Source organism: Catenulispora sp. MAP12-49 (assembly GCF_041262705.1).
GTDB lineage: Bacteria > Actinomycetota > Actinomycetes > Streptomycetales > Catenulisporaceae > Catenulispora.
In genome coordinates this window covers 222,061-240,761 of the sequence record NZ_JBGCCP010000003.1, presented here as the reverse complement: position 1 = coordinate 240,761, position 18,701 = coordinate 222,061, and the positions used below count along the sequence as shown (strand labels likewise).

Sequence of the window (18,701 nt, the reverse complement as noted above, 5' to 3'; positions counted from 1 at the left end):
CCGGCTCCCGCTCAGTAATTCGACATCCGCTGATAGCCCGCCGCGCTCACGACTTCGCGGCAGGCGGCCCAGTGCACCGTACCCTGGTTCGGCTGCAGCAGTTCCGACAATCGGGTGGGACCGGTGACGGTGACGTTGCGCGGCGTGCCCATGATCGTGAGCCCCTTGGGCCGGAACAGCGTGTAGTCCGGCAGTTTCTCCCCGGGGCCGTACACCTCCAACGGCGTCGGGTTCCCGGTCTCGATCGCGTGGCCCTCCGAGTCGTAGATGCTCGTGCCGTGCTCGCTGTACATCGCTATGGAGGTGCCCTCGGGCACCACGACGTAGGACCCGTCGCCGGCCTCGATGCCGCCGTGGCCGCTGAGGACCAGATCGCCGTCGGGCCGGCCGATGTTCCGCACGTCCTGGGCCCCGTTGGAGCCGACCACGAAGTCGGGGGCGCCGCGCTCCGCCCCGCCCGAGACCGGAGCCAAGCCCAGGGGGTCGGACCAGGCCAGCGGATTGAGCACGTATCCGCGGTCGTTCGGCGACGGCGCGAGGCCCAGCGGGTCCGGAGTCAGGTAGGACCCGGAACCCGGGTCGTAGTAGCGGTTCAGGTTGTACGACAGGCCGGTCTCCGCGTCGCGGTACTGGCCCGGGAAGCGCAGCGGGCAGTCGGCGCCGCCCCGGGTGGCGACCGCGACCGCCTCGCCGAAGACCGTGGTGGCCAGGGACCATTCGACGGTGCCGTCCGGCGCGACGAGTTCGGTCGGGGTGCCGACCAGGTCGGTGACGATGGCGTGGAAGGCCTGGTCGATCTGTGACCGGCTCTGGTCGGCCCGGCCGCCGGCGACCCGTCTGCGCTGCGCCGCCGGCCGCATGCTGTCCGGCCGGTAGTCCCAGGTGAGGACGGCGACCGTCCCGTCGGCACCGGTGCTCTCCTGCTCGATCAGGCGCGCGCCGTCCCAGCTGAAGCTCACCCGCTCGGCGACGGCACCGCCGGCGTCCAGCCGGGACTTGCCGGTCCGGCGGCCGATGGGGTCGTAGTGATAGCGCCACCGGGTCGCGTCCGGCAGCGTGGCCTCGACGAGCCGGTCCTCGCCGTCCCAGGCGTAGCGCCACTCCCGCTGCCTGCCGTCGAGCGTGCGGCGGACGACACGGACCATGCGGCCCTGCTCGTCCTGCTCGTAGTGCGTGCGGCCGGCCCGCCGGATCGCGGTGCCGGCGAACTCGCGGTCTCCGCTGTCGTCCGGGGTGTTCGGGGTGACGGCGCGCTGGAGGTTCCCGAGCGCGTCGTAGGCGTAGGACTCGTTCCAGGAGTCACCGGTCACTGCCCTGACCCGGCCGAGGACGTCGAGCAGGTAGCGGCGGATGCCGTGCACCGAGTCGTCGATGCCGTCCGGCATCCCGTCTTCGCGGTAGGAGTAGCGGCGCCACCGGCTCGGCGCGGCCGCCGCTTCGGCCGGATCGGCTGCTTGGCCGCTCGCGGCATCGCCGGTCCACAGGTTCTGCGCGACCAGCCGTCCGGCCGTGTCGTACTCCTGCGCCAGCAACGCCCCGGGGCCCAGCACCCGCGCGACCTCGCGGCCGGCCGCGTCGTGCCGGAACACGAGGTCCCCGATGCCCGTGCTCAGCACCGCGGGCCGGCCGGCGGCGTCGAACTCCCAGTCCGACCGTGCTCCGCCCGGCGTGACCCGGCTGACGGCGCGGCCCAGCACGTCGTAGCCGTGGGCCACGGTCCGGCCGTCGACCGTCTCGGCGACGATCCGGCCCAGGGGGTCGCGTTCGTAGGCCACGGTGCTGACCGCGCTGCGCGCCGCGGTCATGCGGCCCATCGCGTCGTATTCGAAGCCGAGGACACCGTCGGCGGTGTGCCGCTCGACCACCCGGCCCATCGCGTCGCGGACCAGGTCCGAGGCCTGGCCGGCGCCGTTGGTCCGGCGGGTCAGACGGCCGGCGGCGTCGTGCGCGTACGTCACGGTGCGACTGCCGAAGTCCGTCTCGGAGACGAGCCGGCCGGCGGCGTCGTGCGCGTAGCGCCACTGCGCGCCGGTGGGCGCGGTCACCGAAGTGAGCCGCAGTTCGGCGTCGTAGCCGAAGTCGTAGCGGGCACCGCCCGGCTCGGTGCGGGACGTGACACGGCCGAAGGGCCCGTACTCGAAGCCGGTGGTCCCGACCGGCCCGACGTGCTGGACCACCTGGCCGTTGGCGTTGTAGACGTTCTTCTCGACGCTCCCGTCCGGTCCCGTCCGGGACAGCAGCCGCCCCTCGAGGGTCCAGGCCGTCGCGGTGGTCGCGCCGGAGGGGTGGAGCGTGGCGGTGATCCGGCCGAACCGGTCCCGGCGGGACCGGGTCACCGCGCCGTCCGCCGAGGTCACCGCGACCAGCAGCCCGGCGGCGTCGGCCTCGAGCCGGGTGATGTGGCCCAGGGCGTCGGTGACCGCGACGACGGCCCCGCGCCCGTCCCGGGCCAGACGGGTCTCGGCCCCGGCGGGATCGGTGCTGCGCACCAGGTTCCCGCGCGTGTCGTAGCCGTGTCTCCAGGTCGCGCCGTCGCGGTTGACCAGACGCGTGGTGTTGTGAAGGCCGTCGTACTCGGCGACGCTGCGCGTGCCGTCGGGGTGGTCGACGGCGACCACGTCGCCGCGCTCGTCGTAGGTGAGGAGGGTCCGATGGCCGAGGGCGTCGGTCCTGGACAGGAGGCGGCCGTACCGATCGTGCTCGAAACGCGTCTCGGCGCCGAGTCGGTCGGTGACGCGGTCGACGTGGCCCACGGCGTCGTAGTGGTAGCCGGTGGTGTGGCCGAGGGCGTCGGTGACAGCGGTGAGACCGGCCTCCGGGTCGTAGACGAAGGTCGCCGCCAGGAACCCGCCGTTCCCGGTGGACGAAGCGACGCGTCCCGCCTCGTCGTAGGCGTACGAGTACCGGAATGCGGAGCGGTCTGTCCAAGCGGTGATCCGGTCGGCGTCGTCATAGGCGTACTCGAAGGCGCGGCCGGTGGAGTTGACGATGCCGGCCAAGCGGCCGCGGTCGTCGTAGCGATACTCGACCAGGGTGGTGGCGGCGCCGTCGCCGCCGGGCATCCGCAGGGCCGAGATCTGCGGGCCCGCCGGGGTCGGCGCGATGTCGACCACGAGCCGGTATCCGCCGCTGTGCTCGACCTCGACCGGCGTTCCGTCGGCTGTGCGTCGGATGTCGATCCGGTTGTCGTTGCGGTCGTGCAGCACCGTCAGGTCGCGGATCTGGCCCGCCCCGGCGGCGAAGTGGACGGCCGGGAAGCGCCGCGTCAGACCGCTCCACGGGTCGGTGACCCGGATTTCGTCGGCGGCTCGGTCCCACACCAGCGGCCAGCGGGGACCCCGCTCCGGAAGCACTTCCTCGCCGCCGGCAGGCAGCGGGTAGTGGAGCGTCTGGGCGTCGTCGCCGGCGAAGTGGATCCCCGCGGCGTTGACGGATATCCGCTGGTCGAGTGTCGAGGACCAGCCGGGCCCGAAGCGCAGGCCGTTCGGATTTCCCGAGGCGTAGGCACGGCGCAGGACGAGCGGGAGGATGCCCGGCAGCACGACGTCGGTGTCGGTGGCGAGCATCTGGCCCGTGATCACGTCCACGGGGTCCGCGGCGGTGACAGCGCCCTCGTTTCCCTCCGCGCCGCGGGTCACCGAACGTTCCTCCGAGGACAGGGCCCCGGCTTCGCCCTCGGCTTCCTTTCCGAGCTTGCCGAGCAGGCGTCCGCCGGCGAACTGGAGGCCGAGCATGCCCGCGCCGATCAGGGCGTCCTTGAAGTGGCCCTGCATCGCGTCGCCGGCTGTCTCCAGGCCGGTGCCGGCGATGGCGACGATGTTGTCGGCCTCGGCCAGGGCGGCGGTGACGACGTCGACGCCGGGGATCCAGGAGGTCGCCAGGGCCAGGACGTCCAGGAACGGAGCGAGGTCGTTGGCGATCTCGGCGATCTTCCCGCCCCACTCGGACAGGGCCTCGCCGACGTGCTCCCACCAGTGCTTGTTGTGGATGCCGTCGGACTGGGCATGTCCGAGGGCTTTCGCGCAATCCTGCGCGGCGCTGATGCGGTCGTTGTAGGCGTCGTTGGCCTGCTTGGTCAACGCCGTCATCTTGGCTTTGGCGTTGTTCAGGTTGGTCTGCGCGCTGTCGTGGGCGGTCTGCGCGTCGGTGACTGCCTGCTGATCGGGGTTCGCGGCCTGGTTCTGCTGCGCCGTCTTCAGCTCCGTGGCCGCACTGGTGGCGGTGGTGGTGGCGCGTTGCAGCTCGGCGTGCGCATCCTGGGCCTGGCGCAGTGCCGTGTCGGCTTTGGTCTGCGCGGCCTGCAATCTCGGCGCGTAAGCCGACAGCGCGTCGGAGGCCTCGCTGTAGGACGTGTACAGCTTCTGCAGGCGCCCAGGAAGCGGACCGTACTGGGCCTTGAACGAGTCGGCGGTCTGGCCTATCCACTGGATAGCTGCGGAATCGGATCCGAAGCTGTTCAGGCTCCGGTACGCCGCCTCCACGTCGTGGGCGAAATCCCCGAACTCCTTGGCCAGGGCCTGGACCGACTCCACCACGCCGGGAGTCGGATCGCCATCCAGTCCCAGGACATCCCACCCCGTCGGACGTGCCATGCGCCACCCTCCCCGCGTGTGCGGCCACCGCCGGGGACGAGCGTACCGAACATCAGTATTCTGCCGTAGCCCTCTGTGCCGATGCCGCCACCGCCAGCACCGCCGCCACGATGAACGCCGGCAGCAGCAGGTAGGCGGTGTGGATGCCGACGCGGTCGGACAGGAACCCGAGCGCGAACGGCGCCGTTCCCACCGCGATTCCGCTCCCGAACATGTTCACCGAGCCGGCCAGTTCCGCCTCGCCGCCGGACATCTCGATGCCGCGCGCCGACAGCAGCGGGAACTGGAGGGACACGCCGAGGCCGGCGACGGCCAGACCCGCGAACATGAGCACCGGGTTCGCGGTCGCCCAGAAGAGGGCGAAGCCGACGAGGTTGGTGGCGAAGGAGGTGTAGATCAGGCGGTCGATCGGCACCCGCAGTGCCAGCCGGCCGCCGACCGCGCGGCCCAGGGCCATGCCCGCGACGACGGCCGTGACCCCGGTCGCCGCGACGCCGGCGGACAGGTGCGCGCGGTCGCGCAGGAGGGTCGCGCACCAGAGGGTGAGGCAGAACTCGATGGCGCCCGCACAGACGCCCGCCACCTGGTTGAGCCAGAAGCGGCGTGGGAGGTCACGGAAGGTCGCGGTCGTGGCGGCGGGAGGGTCGCCGGCGGTGCGGGGCGCGGGCACGGTCGCTTGAGTGCGCTGGCGGGAATCGGCGGCCGGCGTACTCGTTTCGACGACGAGGCCGCGCCGGCCGCGGGACTCGGCAGCGGCGGCAGCGGTAGCGGCCGTCACGGCGACGTTTTCGGCACGACCCCGGTCGGCGAAGTCCCAGTCCGCGGAGCCTTGCCCGGCGAGGCCGTCAGCCACGCCATCGCTCTCGGTCTCGCGCTCCCCCTCAGCGCCAAGGCCTTCGCCCGAACCGGCCGTGTCCACCATCCCGAGCCCGTAAGCCTCGACGGCCTCGCCGACCGCCACCGCCTCGACCTGCGCCGCGCACCACGCCGGCTCGCGCACGCGCCCGAGCACCACGTACAGCAGCGCGCTCAGCGGTGCCACCGACAGCAGCGCCGTGCGCCACCCGAGCCCGGCCGCGTCCGCGCCGCCGACCGCCAGCGGCGCCGCGATGCCCACGAACGCCGCGACCGCGTTGGCCTCCGTGATGGCCGCCGGGCCGGTCTCGGCGCCGTGTGCGCGGGACAGGGCCGCGGGCACGGCTATGCACAGCAGCGAGCCGAAGATTCCGCAGATGACAGCCGCCGGAAGCGTTACCGCCAGAGACGGGACCGAGCAGAACAGGCCCACCGACAGCGCCAGGCCGACCAGGCCCCACCACAGTGCGGGGCGGAAGCCGCCGGCCTTGCGGATGTACCGGGGCGCGCTAAGGCTGCCGGCGGTGACGCCGACGGCGTAGCAGGTGCTGTGCAGCCCGGCCACCCCGGCGGAGAGGTGGAGGTCGTCCTTGAGCAGGGCGATCGAGGGACTGAATGCGTAGAGGAAGAAGGCGAAGGCGCCGAGTTGGAGGTAGAGCAAGCGGGTCCAGCTGTCGTGCCGGACCCGCAGGACGGGCTCAGAAGGGGTGGCGCTCACATGTCACGCATCGCGGGTCAGCTTTCATCGACGGGCTCTTCCACAGCTGCTTCGACTGCCTCAGGCTCAGCGGCCTCAACGTCCGCGGGCTTGCCGTTCGCGGGCTTGCCGTCCGCGTCCGCCGGCTTGCCGTTCGCGTTCGCGGCCTCGGCGTCCGAAGCCTCAGCCTCAGCGCCGGCGGCCTCGGCCGCGGTCGCGTCCACCACCGCGGCGGCGGCCGCCTCGGCGGCCCGCGTCGCCTCGCCGGCCGGCGGCACGACCCGCTCGCCGAAGGTCACGGTGTCGTACTGGTACTCGTCGACCACCGGCTCGGAGGTCGGGTGCGTCGCCGGGACCACAGCGGCCTCGGAGTGCGCGCCGCAGCCGAAGTCCAGGGAGACCACGCGGCCGTCGCTCGGGGCGATCTCGTTCGTGCACACGCCGAAGCCCTGGCCCAGCATGCCGGCCAGGGGCGCCAGGAATCCGCAGCCGGAGCAGCGGGCCGGGGCGGCCTGGGCCATCGGGGAGTGCGGGCCGAACTCGCCCTCGTGCCAGCGCTCGGCGGCCTCCTCGCGGCCCTCGCGGGAGAGCACGCGGGGGCGGCCCAGGCCCAGCTGGTAGGAGACCAGGGGCAGGGAGTCGCGGGCGACCTCGCGGTAGGGAAGGGGCGTCTCCTCGTCCTGGCCGGTGTAGGCCGGTACCAGGCGGGCGTCGTCCTCGGCGATCGGCAGCAGGTCGCCGGGGCCCAGGTCGCCGGGACGCAGGCGCTCGCTCCACGGCACCCAGTCCGGGGCCAGGACCGCTTCCTTGCCGGCGACCAGGACGGTCTCGTCCAGGGTGACGAACTTGGTGCGCGGGGCGCGGGTCACGGTCACGGCCCAGTTCCAGCCGCGGTAGCCCCGCTCCTTGCACTCGAACAGGTGGGTGACCACGCGGTCGCCCTCGGCGAGCATGCCGACGTGCCGGCCGACCTCGCCGATCCCGGCGACGTCCTCGGCCGCCGCCAGGGCCAGGTCGACCGCGTCGGCGCACACCTGGTCGAGGACCGGCTGGCGTCCGCGCGGCCGGCTGTCTGCGGAGCGGGCTGGGGTGGCGGTCGCGGCGTTCACGCCTCGATTCTCCCCTATCCGGAGGTGTTCGTGTGACAGCGGTTCGCCTGTCGGTGCATCCGGGCCGGTCCACCGGGGTCCCAAATGAATCACCGGCTCCCCACGTTCACTTTTTCCGGGCAGGATAGGGGCGTGGCCAAGGATCAGACGCCGAATCGGGACGGCGAGGAACGGACGCGGGTTTTCGACGCCCCGGAGGCGACGCGGCCGTTGATCCCGCAGCCGCCGCCGCTGCCGCCGAAGCGCCCCCGCGGCGCCGCGCCGTCGGGGGATTCCGGGCTCGCCGACACGCTGCCGACCGGTGACTCCCCGGCATCCTCGGCGTCCCCGGCCCCGCACGGCGGCCACCGCGATCCGGTCCCGACCCGCACCATGGCCACTCAGCAGCCCGGTGCCGCCCAGCACTCCGGTGCCACCCAGCAATCCGGTGCCGCCCAGCACCCCGGAGCAGCTCAGCACCCCGGCGACGTCCCGATAGCGACCATCGACCTGGCCGCGACCCTGCCGGAGCTGGCCGAAGTCGCCCCCGACCTGTCGGCGGCCGACATCGAGATGCTCACCCCGGTGGCGCCGGCGCGCCCGGAGTCCGACGCGGCGCGCATCCTGCGCCGGGTCGGCGAGGGCACCGAGGCGACCGGCCGCGCCATGGGCCGGGTCGGCGGCTTCGTGGGCCACCGCATCCGCCGCTACACCGAGGCCGGCGGCGCCCGGGAGTCCGGGCTGTCCCGCCTGATCGAGCTGCACGCCGTGAACACCGCCGGCGACCTGCTGATCACCCTGGCGCTGGCGCAGTCGGTGTTCTTCGGCGTGCAGCCGGGGCAGGCGCGCGGCAAGGTGGCGCTGTACCTGGTGGTCACGATGGTGCCGTTCGTGCTGCTGGCGCCGGTGATCGGCCCGCTGCTGGACCGCTTCGGCCACGGCCGCCGGCTGGCCATGGCGGTGACCATGGCCGCGCGCCTGGTGCTGGCCCTGATCATGGCGCGCACCGTGAGCGGGGGCGCCAACCTGGCGCTCTACCCGGCCGCGTTCGGCTGCCTGGCGGCGTCCAAGGCCTACGGCGTGACCCGCAGCGCGGTGATCCCGCGGCTGGTCCCGCGCGGCAGCACCCTGATCAAGGCGAACTCGCGCACCTCGCTGGCCAGCATCATCGCCACCTTCGCCTTCGCCCCGATCGGCGGCCTGCTGGTGCACCTCGGCGCCGCCTACTGCCTGATCGGCGCGGCGGTGGTCTTCGCCCTCGGCGCGTTCCTGGCGATCCGGCTGCCCTCGCACGTGGACTCCGCCGAGGGCGAGCAGAAGGCGCAGCTGAAGAAGAAGGACCGGAACATGGATCCCCGCCTGGAGGAGACCATGCCGAACCTGCGGCTGCGCTCGGTGGGCCCGGCGGTCATGCTGGCGCTGCGCGCCAACGCCGCCTTCCGCTGCTTCTCCGGGTTCCTGACCATCTTCATGGCGTTCCTGGTCCGCTACCACCCGCTGGCCGGCTACAAGGACCTGGTCGCGATCGGCCTGATCGCCGGCGCCGCGGCCGTCGGCAACCTGGTGGGCACCTCGCTGGGCTCGATGCTGAAGGCGCGGGCGCCGGAGGGCGTGATCTCCGCGATGCTGGCGTTGACCACCGGCGCGGTCTTGGCGTGCGCGTTCTATTACAACCTGATCACGGTACTCACCGTAGCCGCCGTCGCCGCCATGAGCGCTGCGCTGGCCAAACTGTCCCTGGACGCCCTTTTGCAGCGCGACACGCTCGAACGTGTGCGCACGTCGGCCTTCGCCCGGTCTGAGACACTGTTGCAGCTGGCCTGGGTGGTCGGCGGAGGCCTGGGGATCGCCATGTCGTTCCCGGGCAACGGCAACGGGACCTTCGCGTTCATCGTCGCGGCCGTGGCTTTGCTGGCGGTCTGTGTGGTGACCTTGAAGGCTCTGTCGGACTTGCGTTTCGTGGCGCCCAACCCCGCGCAGAGTCTCGGAGTCTAAAGACTCGGCGGACAAGTGGGGACGGAGCCCGGATGCCGGGTACGTTTCCGGCATGGCCGGACACGGATACGCATGCAATCCATGGGACGACGGGGAGTGACCGAATGTACGAGTTCTTGCTGGCGACGGCCGTCGGGGCCGAGCGCGACGCGCTCCAGCGGCGCGCCGACGGCCTGACGGTGATAGTCACCGGCGCGGGCCCCGCGGCCGCGGGCACCGGCGCGGCCTGGGTCCTGGCCTCCGAACCCTACAAACTGGCCGTCTCAGTCGGCATCGGCGGCGGCTTCGCCCCGCGCGCCCCGATCGGCTCGGTGGTGGTCTCCACCCGGGTGGTCGCCGCCGACCTCGGCGCCGGCTCCCCCGAGGGCTTCCTGCCGATCGAGGAGCTCGGCTTCGCCCCGCACGTGGAGCAGCCGGACGAGGCCTGGGCCGCGCGGATCGGCTCCGCGCTGAGCGCCGCCGGCCTGCACGTGGTCAACGGCGCCGTGCTGACCGTGGCCACCGTGACCGGCACCGCCGAGCGCACCGAAGAGCTGCTGGCCCGGCACCCGGACGCGGCCGCCGAGGGCATGGAGGGCTTCGGCGTGGCCAGTGCCGCGACGATGGCCGAGCTGCCGTTCGTGGAGATCCGCGCGATCTCCAACGTGGTCGGGCCGCGGGACCGGGAATCGTGGCGGATCGGTGAAGCCATGGACGTCCTGGCCACGGTCGGACAGACCCTGGCCGCCCTTCAGGCGCCGGGCGTCGCATAATCGGCGCTATGGCTGACCCGCACACCGTTCTGCCCGAGAAGCTGTCCATCGCCTACTCGCCGTGCCCGAACGACACGTTCGTCTTCCACGCGCTGACGCACGGCCTGCTGGCCGGCGCGCCGGCGTTCGACGTCACCTTCGCGGACATCGACGTGACGAACTACTGGGTGCAGGAGGCGGACGCGCCGGACGTCCTGAAGATCTCCTACCCGGCCCTGCCACTGGTCCGGGACCGCTACGAGCTCCTGCACTGCGGCGGCGCGCTGGGCCGGGGCTGCGGGCCGCTGGTGCTGTCCCAGGGCACGGTCTCGGCCCAGGACCTGGCCGGCGGCACGGTCGCGGTGCCGAGCCTGCTGTCCACCGCCTACCGGCTGTTCGAGCTGTGGGCGGAGAAGAACGTGCCGGGCGGCGTGGACATCAAGGTCCTGCCGTTCCACGAGATCATGCCGGCGGTCGCGGCCGGCGAGGTGGCCGCCGGGCTGGTGATCCACGAGGCCCGCTTCACGTACCAGAACTTCGGCCTGACCTGCCACGCCGACCTCGGCCAGTGGTGGGAGGGCGAGACCGGGCTGCCGATCCCGCTGGGCGCGATCGTGGCCCGCAAGGATCTCGGGGCCGAGGCGCTGGCCGAGCTGAGCGGGCTGATCCGGGCGTCGGTGGATTACGCCTGGGCCGATCCGAAGGCCTCGCACGAGTACGTGATGGAGCACGCGCAGGAGATGGACCCGGAGGTCGCGCAGCAGCACATCGGGCTGTACGTGAACGAGTTCACCCGGGACCTCGGCGCGGACGGCCTCGCGGCGGTCGAGGCGCTGCTCGCGAAGTAGTTCTCCACAGGCTGTGGGCCCCGGCGCGATCGCGTCGGGGCCCACAGCCTTCTTCGCTGCCCAGTAGGAATCAGCAGGAATCAGTAGGAGCGGCCGAACAGCACGCGCTTGCCGTACGCCGACGGCGCGTCGCAGCGCACACAGGTCCCGGACTCGGCCGGCGCCTCCAGCGGGATGCAGCGCGGCGTGGCGGCGGTCTCGGACTTGATGTCCTCCTCGCACTCCGGACGCCCGCAGTGCAGGGCGCGGGCCCAACCGGTGGCGACCGCCGCGGTGAACGCTTCCCAGTCGTCCGCGGTGGCCGTGTGCGCCTCGCGGAAGTCCGTCGCGCGCTCCAGCAGGAACTCCTGGAAGTCGTCGAGCAGGTCCAGCAGGACCTCCGGGGCGGTGTCGAGCGAGATCGCCGTCTTGCCCTCGTCCCCCAGCCGCTTGGCCAGCAGCGCCGTCCCGGCCGCCAGGTCCCGCGGGCCGATCTCCAGCCGCATCGGGACGCCGCGCATCTCCCAGTCGTTGAACTTGAAGCCCGGGGACACCTGCGGCCGGTCGTCCACGTGGACCCGGATCCCGGCGGTCTTCAGCCGCACGGCCAGCTCGCGCACCGCCTCCAGGACCGTCTCGGCCTGGTCGCCGCGCGCGATCGGGACGACCACCACCTGGTAGGGCGCCAGCTTCGGCGGCAGGACCAGGCCCTTGTCGTCGCCGTGGGTCATGATCGCGCCGCCGACCAGGCGCGTGGACATGCCCCAGGAGGTGGTGTGGCACAGCTCCAGCCGGCCGGCGTCGTCGGCGAACTGGATGCCGAAGGCCTTGGCGAAGTTCGTCCCCAGATAGTGCGTGGTGCCGCTCTGCAGGGCCTTGCCGTCGCGCATCATGCCCTCGACGGTGTAGGTCCTCACGGCGCCGGCGAAGCGCTCGCCGGGCGTCTTCTCCCCCGGGACGACCGGGATCGCGGCCACGTCGCGCGCGACCCGCTCGTAGACGTCGAGCATCTGGAGCGTCTCGGCCATGGCCTCGGCCTCGTCGGCGTGCGCGGTGTGGCCCTCCTGCCACAGGAACTCCGTGGTGCGCAGGAACAGGCGGGGACGCAGCTCCCAGCGGACGACGTTCGCCCACTGGTTCAGCAGCAGCGGAAGATCCCGGTAGGAGGAGATCCACTTGGCCATCATCTCGCCGATGACGGTCTCCGAGGTGGGCCGCAGGACCAGCGGCTCCTCCAGCTCCTTGCCGCCGGCGTGGGTGACGACGGCCAGCTCCGGGGAGAAGCCCTCGACGTGCTCGGCCTCCCGCTTGAGATAGGACTCCGGGATCAGCATCGGGAAGTAGGCGTTCTCGTGGCCGGTGTCCTTGATGCGGCCGTCGAGGTCGGCTTGGAGCAGCTCCCAGATGCGGTACCCATACGGTCGGATCACCATGGTGCCGCGGGCCGGACCGCGCTCGACCAGCTGCGCCTTGGTGACCACTTCGTTGTACCAGGAGGAGAAGTCCTCGCTCTGCGGGGTGACCCCGCGCTCGTCACGTGCCATGACGAAACGCTACCGAGACGGTGCCGCGTCGAGCGATGAATTTAGGCGCGGCGGCTCGTCTGAATCACCGACAGGCACCGAATTTTCGACAGGCACCGGATTATCGACAGGCACCGGATCACAGCGGAGGAGCCCACCATGACCGCCACCTACACCTTCGACGTCTTCACCAGCCTCGACGGCTTCGGCGCCGCCGGCGGCGACTGGACCGGCTACTGGGGCAAGCAGGGCCCGGAGCTGCTGGAACACCGGCTGGGCCTCTACGACGAGGAGCAGCGGATGGTGTTCGGAGCCGCCACGTACCGGCTGTTCACCCAGATGCTCTCGGCGAGCACCGAGGACTCCGAGGTGCGCGACCCCTGGGTGACCCGGATGGTGAACCTGCCCGCGACAGTCGTGTCGAGCACGCTGACCGGGCCCCTGGACTGGCCGGACGCGACGCTCGAGAGCGGCGACGCGGTCGAGGTCGTCGCCCGGTTCAAGAAGGAGTCCGACGTGCCGCTGCGCTCGCACGGCAGCCTGTCGATGAACCGGGCGCTGATGGCCGCCGGGCTGGTCGACCGGGTCCAGGTGTCGGTCTTCCCGGTGGTCACCGGCCGGACCGGGCTGGAGCCGATCTTCGGCGGCGCGGCCGACTTCGACCTGGAGCTGCTCGAACACCGCACGCTCGACGGCCGGGTCCAGGAACTCGTCTACCGGCCCACGCTGCACGGCTGAGCGCCCGGCTGAGTCCTGCTTGCGCCGAGCCCCGGCCTGCTGAGCCCTGGTTGTGCCGACCCCCGGCCTGCCAAGACCCAGTTGCGCCGACCCCCGGCCTGCCAAGGCCCGCGACCCCGCTCAGCCGCCGGCCGCCAGCTCCTCCGCCAGCCCGACCACCGCCGCCGACCCCGGCAGCGCCTGGCGCTGCACCGCGTAGGGGTGGAACGAGGTCGCGCGCCGCGCCCGCGCGGTCGCGACCACCACCGGCGCGCCGCTGCCGTCCTCGTTCTCGCCCATCGGCGCGTAGCCGTTGGTCCGCAGCCCTTCGAGCAGTTCCTCCGGCGGCAGCTCCGAGACAGCGACGCCCGGCGCGATCCGGCGCAGGCCCAGGCCTCCGGTGCGCCGGTCGGCCAGCATCTCGGTCAGCGCGGCGTCGTTGTCGGCGCGGACGTAGGAGACCGCGGAGCCCACGCGGACCCGGCCGTGGCGCCGCGCGACGTCGTCGACCAGGTAGGTCAGGGCCTGCGGGATCTCGTGCAGCGAGTGCTCGGCCAGGAAGGCGTGCAGATCGCCGGCGGCGCGCCCGGCGTCGAAGGCGCGGCGGACCGAGGCGGTGGTGAAGCGGTAGACGGTCGCGGCGCCGGCCGACTCGATGTCGGCGATCAGCGCCATCTCCCGGGCCACCTCGGGGGCCAGCGGGCCGGGGGCGATCGCGGTCAGGTCGCCCTGGATCAGCACGTGCCGCACCGGTTCGGGCAGCGCCTGGGCCAACGTCGCGGCCAGCGCGTCGCGGGACAGGCCGAGCAGCAGGCCCCGGCCGTGCGCGGCCAGGATCCCGGCGCCGCCGCGCACCGGGGCGACCAGGCCGAGCCAGACCGCCTCGCGCAGCGTCCAGTCCACCAGCTGCCGCACCGCCGGGCCGCTGCGGCGCGGGCGCTCCCAGAACAGCCGGTCCACCACGGCCTCCAGCGGGCTGGTGGCGCCGGGCGGCAGCCGGTCGAGCTCGGCGAGCAGGTCCCGGCGCAGCTCGGTGACGGCCCAGGAGGCGACCTCCGCCGACAGCGGGGCCACCTGCCGGTTCCGCTCGTCCGGCGCCCCGACCCGGCCCGCGGCCCGGTCCGAGACCAGCCACGCCGCCGCCAGCTCGGCCCAGCGGCGCTCCGGCGGCAGGTCCAGCCAGCGGTCGTAGGCCGGGGTCGGCAGCCAGAAGCCGGAGGCCAGGTCGGCGGCCACGAGTCCGGCGGCGTAGGCCAGCTCGGCCAGGAAGGCGGCCTCCTCCTCGGGCACGTCGAGCAGCGCCGCGGTGCGCCGCAGATCCCTGATCCCCGCGCCGCCGGAGCGCAGGACGCCGGGCGGCCCGGAGGCCCAGGCGTCGAGCAGTTCCTCGACGCGCCGGGGCACGGCGATCGCCGCCGCGCCGGCCGCCGCGTCGGCGTTGCGGGCGTCGTGCTGGACCACGGCGATCGGCGGCGGTTCGGAGGCCAGATCGCGGTGCAGACCGGAGCCGAAGACGTGGCGCCGCAGGAAGAAGGCGATCTCGCGGGGCAGCACGACGGTGTCCTCGGTCCAGCGGCCGAGGATGCCGCGGGCCAGGAGCCATTCGAGGGGGGATTCGCCGCTGTCGAGGGCCTGCGCTTGAGACTGTGCTGTCTCGCCCCGTGGCTCTTCCGCCGTCTCCTCCGTTGCCTCTTCCTCATCGGCGGAGGGCTGGTTGATCCGGCCGAACGGCGGCCCCCACACCAGTTTCTCCAGCACGGCTTCCACCCCGGCCGGCGCGGAGTCCAGCACGGCGCGCATCCGCGGCGGATCGGCGGCCAGCGCCGAGATCGACCCGACCGCGCTCACCGGGTCCGGCGTCGCAGGCAGGCCGAGCCGGCGCAGGAACGCCTGCATCCCGGCCGGAGAGGAGTTGTTCAACGCCGAGGCCAGCGGCGGTCCGAGACCGACCGGGTTCTCGCCCAAGGCCTCGCGCGCGTTCACCAGCGGCCGCAGCCCTTCGTCGGGTCCCCACAGCAGAGCGGTGTCCCGCAGCAGCGCGACGGCCTCGGCGACCTCGCCCTGCACGGGCAGGCCGAGCAGCGCCGCGGTCGAGGAAGCCGTGACCGGTTCCGGCGAGACGGCGAGCGCTTGGAGCACCTGCAAAGTGAATGCATCAAGTCGGTCCATCGCCAGCGCCACCGAGGCGCGCTGCGAGGCCCGCTCGGCCAGCGCCGCGATCGACGCCGGGGGCGGCACCGCCAGATCCGGCCGCACCGCCAGCAGATTCGCCAGCCGGGCCACCGGCCACGACCGCAGTTCGTCGGCGAGCGAACGCCTGCGCAAGGCCGTCGTCGCGGCCGCCGCCGGACCCGAAGTGTCCGAACCCTGAGACGCGCCGCCGTTCACCGAACCCCGATCGGCGCGCGTCACCGCCCGTGCACCTGCGGTGACGGGTCGCGCGGAATGGCCGGGGTGTTCGGTGGGCATCACAGACAACGGTAGTCGAGTCCCGACGATCACAGCGCCCGCATACGATACGGATGCGGGCGCCGCAGGCGGCGCACGCGCCGCTTTGGGCTCAACGGAAACAGGGGGAACGCAGGGGTGACGGCCGAGACCGACCAGGAGATGTTCCGATACCTGGCCGAGCTGTCGACGCTGGCGGAGGGTCGCATGTCGCCCACGTCGCGCAACCAGCTCGTGTCCCGCACCCGCTCGGAGATCGAGTCCCGGGTCACCGACCGCAAGGCCACGCGCGCCGCGGACGTGCGCCAGATCCTGCTCGGCATGGGCCGCCCCGAGGCCCTGGTGATGGCCGAGGCGAACAAGGACCCGCTCTACGCGGCCCGCGAACGGCAGCGCCGCGGCGGAAGCAGCAGCAACAACGCGTACGGCGCGGCCTCCGTCTTCTCCCCCGAGGTCGACCCGGCCATCGCCCGGCTGGTCACCCCGGAGTCGCTGACCAACCCGCCGCCCGCCGGCTTCGGCGCGTCGGACTCCGACGGCGACATCCTGCCGGGGCCGGAGATCCCCGCCGAACCGGACCCGTTCAACGCCGGCAGCACCGACTGGTACTACAGCGGCGAACCGGAGGAAGGCGGCGAGGGCGGAGGCGGAGGCGCCGGGCCGCAGATCCCGATCGAGAGCGGCAGCAGCTTCACCCCGACGCCGGGACCGGCCCCGTCGCCCCCGCCGGCGCCGATGGCCGCCGGGCCGATGGTGCGGCGCACGGCGCAGGGCCACGCGCAGGCGCTGGCCGCGGTGACGGTCCTGTGCGTCGGCGCGATCGTCAACGCGGTGGCCATGTCGCCGTACACGATCGCCATCGTCGTGATCGGCTACCTGCTGGCGTTGACGTCGTACTCGTACACGCCCGGCGAGAAGCGGTTCGCGCTCATCGGCGTGCCGATCACCACGTTCGTGTTCTACGCCTTCGGGCTGTTCCTGGCCCGCGGCCGCTCCACCGGCCACGACACGCCGTTGAACTCCAGCGACACCTGGCAGGCGGCCAAGGACGGGTTCACCGCGGTGCCGACGATGCTGGGCCTGCTCGGCGCGCTCTACCTGTTGTGGCGCCTGTTCAAGGCGGTCGCTAAATCCGGCTGATCCCGGCGCGGCCCCGGAAGTGCGCGGCGGACACCTCGCCGCGCAGGCAGCCGAAGGCGACCTCGGCGGCGGACGCGCGGTCCAGACGGCCGTGGTAGGTCCCGTCGGGCAGGCAGACCATGTTCGCCGCGAACTGGTCGCCGCCCACGTGCGTGGTCTCCCAGACCGGCAGCCCGCGCGCGGCCAGTTCCCGGGCGACCGGGGCGCCGTAGCGGGCGCAGCAGGCGTCGCGCTTGCCGTGCGTGCACACCAGCAGGACCCGCTCGCGCAGCAGCGTGCCGAAGCCGGGCGGACCGCCGTCGGCCAGCGCCGCGAGATTCAGCTTGGCGATGTCGTCGAGGTCCTCGGTGAGGCGCCGCTCCAGCCAGCGCGCGCCGAGCGGTCCGCCGGCGACGAAGACCGCCCGCTCGCCGGTCACGGCGCGGCCCTGGCGGTCCGGTCTGCGGATCAGCTGCGGCCGCACGGTGTAGGCCGGCGCGGCGGTGAGCACCTCGATCACGCCGGCGGGCAGGTCCGGCGGCCAGCCGAAGGCCGGCCACGGTCCGGGGTGCTCCACCGCCAGCCACGCCTTCGCCCGCGGCGGCGCGGTGTCCCCCATCGGAGCGCGCGCGGCCCGGCACAGGGCGGCGCAGCCACCGAGGGCGGAATCGCAGACGGACACGGGCGGGTCTTTCGAGGCGGTGCGGTCACGCCCCGGCCCGATCGGGAGAGTGGAGCCTTGGGGTGATCGGGCCGGGAGTGTCGGGGGCGGTCGCAACGGGCACGGACCGGAAGGGGGCCGGCCGGGGCCGGGCAGGTCGCGTCGAGTCAGTCAGTCGGGGCAGCGTCAAGTTAGTCAGGGTAGCCTCACCTTACCCCCGACCCCCGGCGTCCTACCCTCCCGACCTCCTCCACTCGCCCGAACCGGTGACCGCCGTCGTCCTGTGCGTGAAAGGTTCACCGATACGCTGATCGCATGATCAGCACCCCGTTGACCGTGGGCTTCGACCTTGACATGACCCTGATCGACTCGCGGCCGGGCGTGCACGCGACGATGACCGAGCTGTCCCGGCGCACCGGCGTGGCCATCGACGCCGACGCCGTGGTCTCCCGGCTCGGGCCGCCGCTGGAGGAGGAGCTGGCGTACTGGTTCCCGCAGGAGCGCATCGCCGCGGTCGGGGACGAGTACCGCGCGCTGTACCCGGACTTCGCGATCGCGCCGGTGCCGGCGATGCCCGGCGCCGCCGAGGCGTTCGCGGCGATCCGCGAGCGGGCGGGGCGGGTCATGGTGATCACCGCCAAGTACGCCCCGAGCGCGCAGCTGCACCTGGAGCACCTCGGACTGGTCCCGGACGTCCTCGTGGGCTGGCACTGGGGCCCGAAGAAGGGCGAGGCTCTGCGGGAGCACGGCGCGAGCGTCTACGTCGGCGACCACATCGGCGACATCCTGGGCGCGCGGGCCGGCGGCGCGGTGGCCGTCTCGGTCGCCACCGGGCCGGTCAGCGCGGCCGACCTGGCCGCCGCCGGAGCCGACGCCGTGCTGGCCGACCTGCGTGGTTTCCCCGCCTGGCTGGACGGGTATTTGGCCGCCTGACACGGCCGGTCGAGCCCTGGGATAACCCTGCCCAAGGCGGACGTTTCCTGGTTACGCTTACCCCGCAAGAGTGAATCACCGACGACAGCAGACGCGAGGGTCCCACCGTGCCTACCGGCAAGATCAAGTGGTACGACACCGAAAAGGGTTTCGGCTTCATCACCCGCGACGACGGGCCCGACGTGTTCATGCACTCCTCGGCCCTGCCCGCGGACGCCGCCGAGCTCAAGAGCGGGCAGCGGGTCGAGTTCGGGGTGGCCGCCGGCAAGCGCGGCGACACCGCGATAGGCGTGCGGCTGCTGGAGACCCGGCCGAGCGTCGAGGCCGCGGTGGCGGCCCGCGACCGCAAGCCGACCGAGGAGATGGTCGTCATCGTCGAGGACGTGATGAAGCTGCTCGACGGCATGTCCGAGACCTTCCGCCGGGGCAAGTACCCGGACAAGGCCACCTCGCGCAAGCTCGCCGGGGTCCTGCGGGCGGTCGCCGACCAGCTGGAGAGCTGACCGGACGCCCCG

General features: G+C 73.0%; 13 protein-coding genes. 7 read left to right on the top strand and 6 right to left on the bottom strand.

All coding sequences use genetic code 11. The features are described 5' to 3' along the window. Positions 1 to 11: 11 nt before the first annotated feature. Genes ABIA35_RS08230 through ABIA35_RS08220 form a run of 3 tightly spaced genes read right to left on the bottom strand, consistent with a single transcriptional unit; the run spans position 12 to position 7,253 of the window. On the bottom strand, positions 12 to 4,592 hold the full coding sequence (locus tag ABIA35_RS08230; protein WP_370357504.1) for a putative adhesin: 4,581 nt from the start codon (positions 4,590 to 4,592) through the stop codon (positions 12 to 14). A gap of 52 nt (positions 4,593 to 4,644) precedes the next feature. Beyond that, positions 4,645 to 6,165: a sugar MFS transporter gene (locus tag ABIA35_RS08225; protein WP_370335293.1), complete on the bottom strand. Its 1,521-nt coding sequence runs from the start codon at positions 6,163 to 6,165 to the stop codon at positions 4,645 to 4,647. Between the two features lie 17 nt (positions 6,166 to 6,182). Next, positions 6,183 to 7,253: a DUF3027 domain-containing protein gene (locus ABIA35_RS08220; protein WP_370335294.1), complete on the bottom strand. Its 1,071-nt coding sequence runs from the start codon at positions 7,251 to 7,253 to the stop codon at positions 6,183 to 6,185. Between the two features lie 132 nt (positions 7,254 to 7,385). Here ABIA35_RS08220 and ABIA35_RS08215 point away from each other — a divergent pair, with 132 nt between their 5' ends. From ABIA35_RS08215 to ABIA35_RS08205, 3 genes are all read left to right on the top strand, one after another. Continuing rightward, positions 7,386 to 9,227 (top strand): MFS transporter, encoded by a 1,842-nt coding sequence (locus ABIA35_RS08215; RefSeq protein ID WP_370357503.1) that lies wholly within the window; start codon positions 7,386 to 7,388, stop codon positions 9,225 to 9,227. Between the two features lie 104 nt (positions 9,228 to 9,331). After that, positions 9,332 to 9,979, top strand: a complete 648-nt coding sequence (locus ABIA35_RS08210; RefSeq protein ID WP_370335298.1) for a futalosine hydrolase — start codon at positions 9,332 to 9,334, stop codon at positions 9,977 to 9,979. A gap of 8 nt (positions 9,980 to 9,987) precedes the next feature. Beyond that, complete coding sequence (locus tag ABIA35_RS08205; protein ID WP_370335300.1) at positions 9,988 to 10,806, top strand: 1,4-dihydroxy-6-naphthoate synthase; 819 nt, start codon at positions 9,988 to 9,990, stop codon at positions 10,804 to 10,806. An 80-nt stretch (positions 10,807 to 10,886) separates the two neighbouring features. On the opposite strand, the gene proS is transcribed toward ABIA35_RS08205, so the two are convergent. After that, positions 10,887 to 12,329 (bottom strand): proline--tRNA ligase, encoded by a 1,443-nt coding sequence (proS, locus tag ABIA35_RS08200; RefSeq protein WP_370335301.1) that lies wholly within the window; start codon positions 12,327 to 12,329, stop codon positions 10,887 to 10,889. 138 nt (positions 12,330 to 12,467) lie between these two features. Between proS and ABIA35_RS08195 the strand changes: the two genes are divergently transcribed. Next, on the top strand, positions 12,468 to 13,046 hold the full coding sequence (locus tag ABIA35_RS08195) for a dihydrofolate reductase family protein (protein WP_370357502.1): 579 nt from the start codon (positions 12,468 to 12,470) through the stop codon (positions 13,044 to 13,046). 120 nt (positions 13,047 to 13,166) lie between these two features. Here ABIA35_RS08195 and ABIA35_RS08190 read toward each other — a convergent pair whose 3' ends face one another. Further along, positions 13,167 to 15,437: a helicase-associated domain-containing protein gene (locus ABIA35_RS08190; protein ID WP_370357501.1), complete on the bottom strand. Its 2,271-nt coding sequence runs from the start codon at positions 15,435 to 15,437 to the stop codon at positions 13,167 to 13,169. Positions 15,438 to 15,611: 174 nt separating this feature from the next. Here ABIA35_RS08190 and ABIA35_RS08185 point away from each other — a divergent pair, with 174 nt between their 5' ends. Then, positions 15,612 to 16,613, top strand: a complete 1,002-nt coding sequence (locus tag ABIA35_RS08185) for a hypothetical protein (protein ID WP_370335307.1) — start codon at positions 15,612 to 15,614, stop codon at positions 16,611 to 16,613. Here ABIA35_RS08185 and ABIA35_RS08180 read toward each other — a convergent pair. Continuing rightward, positions 16,600 to 17,274, bottom strand: a complete 675-nt coding sequence (locus ABIA35_RS08180) for a sucrase ferredoxin (protein WP_370357500.1) — start codon at positions 17,272 to 17,274, stop codon at positions 16,600 to 16,602. The two genes, ABIA35_RS08185 and ABIA35_RS08180, sit on opposite strands and share 14 nt — an antisense overlap. 294 nt (positions 17,275 to 17,568) lie before the next feature. On the opposite strand from ABIA35_RS08180, the gene ABIA35_RS08175 reads away from it, so the two are divergent. Further along, positions 17,569 to 18,186, top strand: coding sequence for an HAD family hydrolase (locus tag ABIA35_RS08175; protein WP_370335311.1), 618 nt, complete (start codon positions 17,569 to 17,571; stop codon positions 18,184 to 18,186). A gap of 107 nt (positions 18,187 to 18,293) precedes the next feature. After that, a complete protein-coding gene (locus ABIA35_RS08170) occupies positions 18,294 to 18,689 on the top strand; it encodes a cold-shock protein (RefSeq protein ID WP_370335313.1) in 396 nt (131 codons plus the stop codon). Positions 18,690 to 18,701: the final 12 nt, after the last annotated feature.

Coding starts and splice junctions, on each gene's coding strand:
- ABIA35_RS08230 (WP_370357504.1), bottom strand. CDS start 4,592: ATGGCACGTCCGACGGGGTGGGATGTCCTGGGACTGGATGGCGATCCG.
- ABIA35_RS08175 (WP_370335311.1), top strand. CDS start 17,569: ATGATCAGCACCCCGTTGACCGTGGGCTTCGACCTTGACATGACCCTG.
- ABIA35_RS08210 (WP_370335298.1), top strand. CDS start 9,332: ATGTACGAGTTCTTGCTGGCGACGGCCGTCGGGGCCGAGCGCGACGCG.
- proS (WP_370335301.1), bottom strand. CDS start 12,329: ATGGCACGTGACGAGCGCGGGGTCACCCCGCAGAGCGAGGACTTCTCC.
- ABIA35_RS08195 (WP_370357502.1), top strand. CDS start 12,468: ATGACCGCCACCTACACCTTCGACGTCTTCACCAGCCTCGACGGCTTC.
- ABIA35_RS08205 (WP_370335300.1), top strand. CDS start 9,988: ATGGCTGACCCGCACACCGTTCTGCCCGAGAAGCTGTCCATCGCCTAC.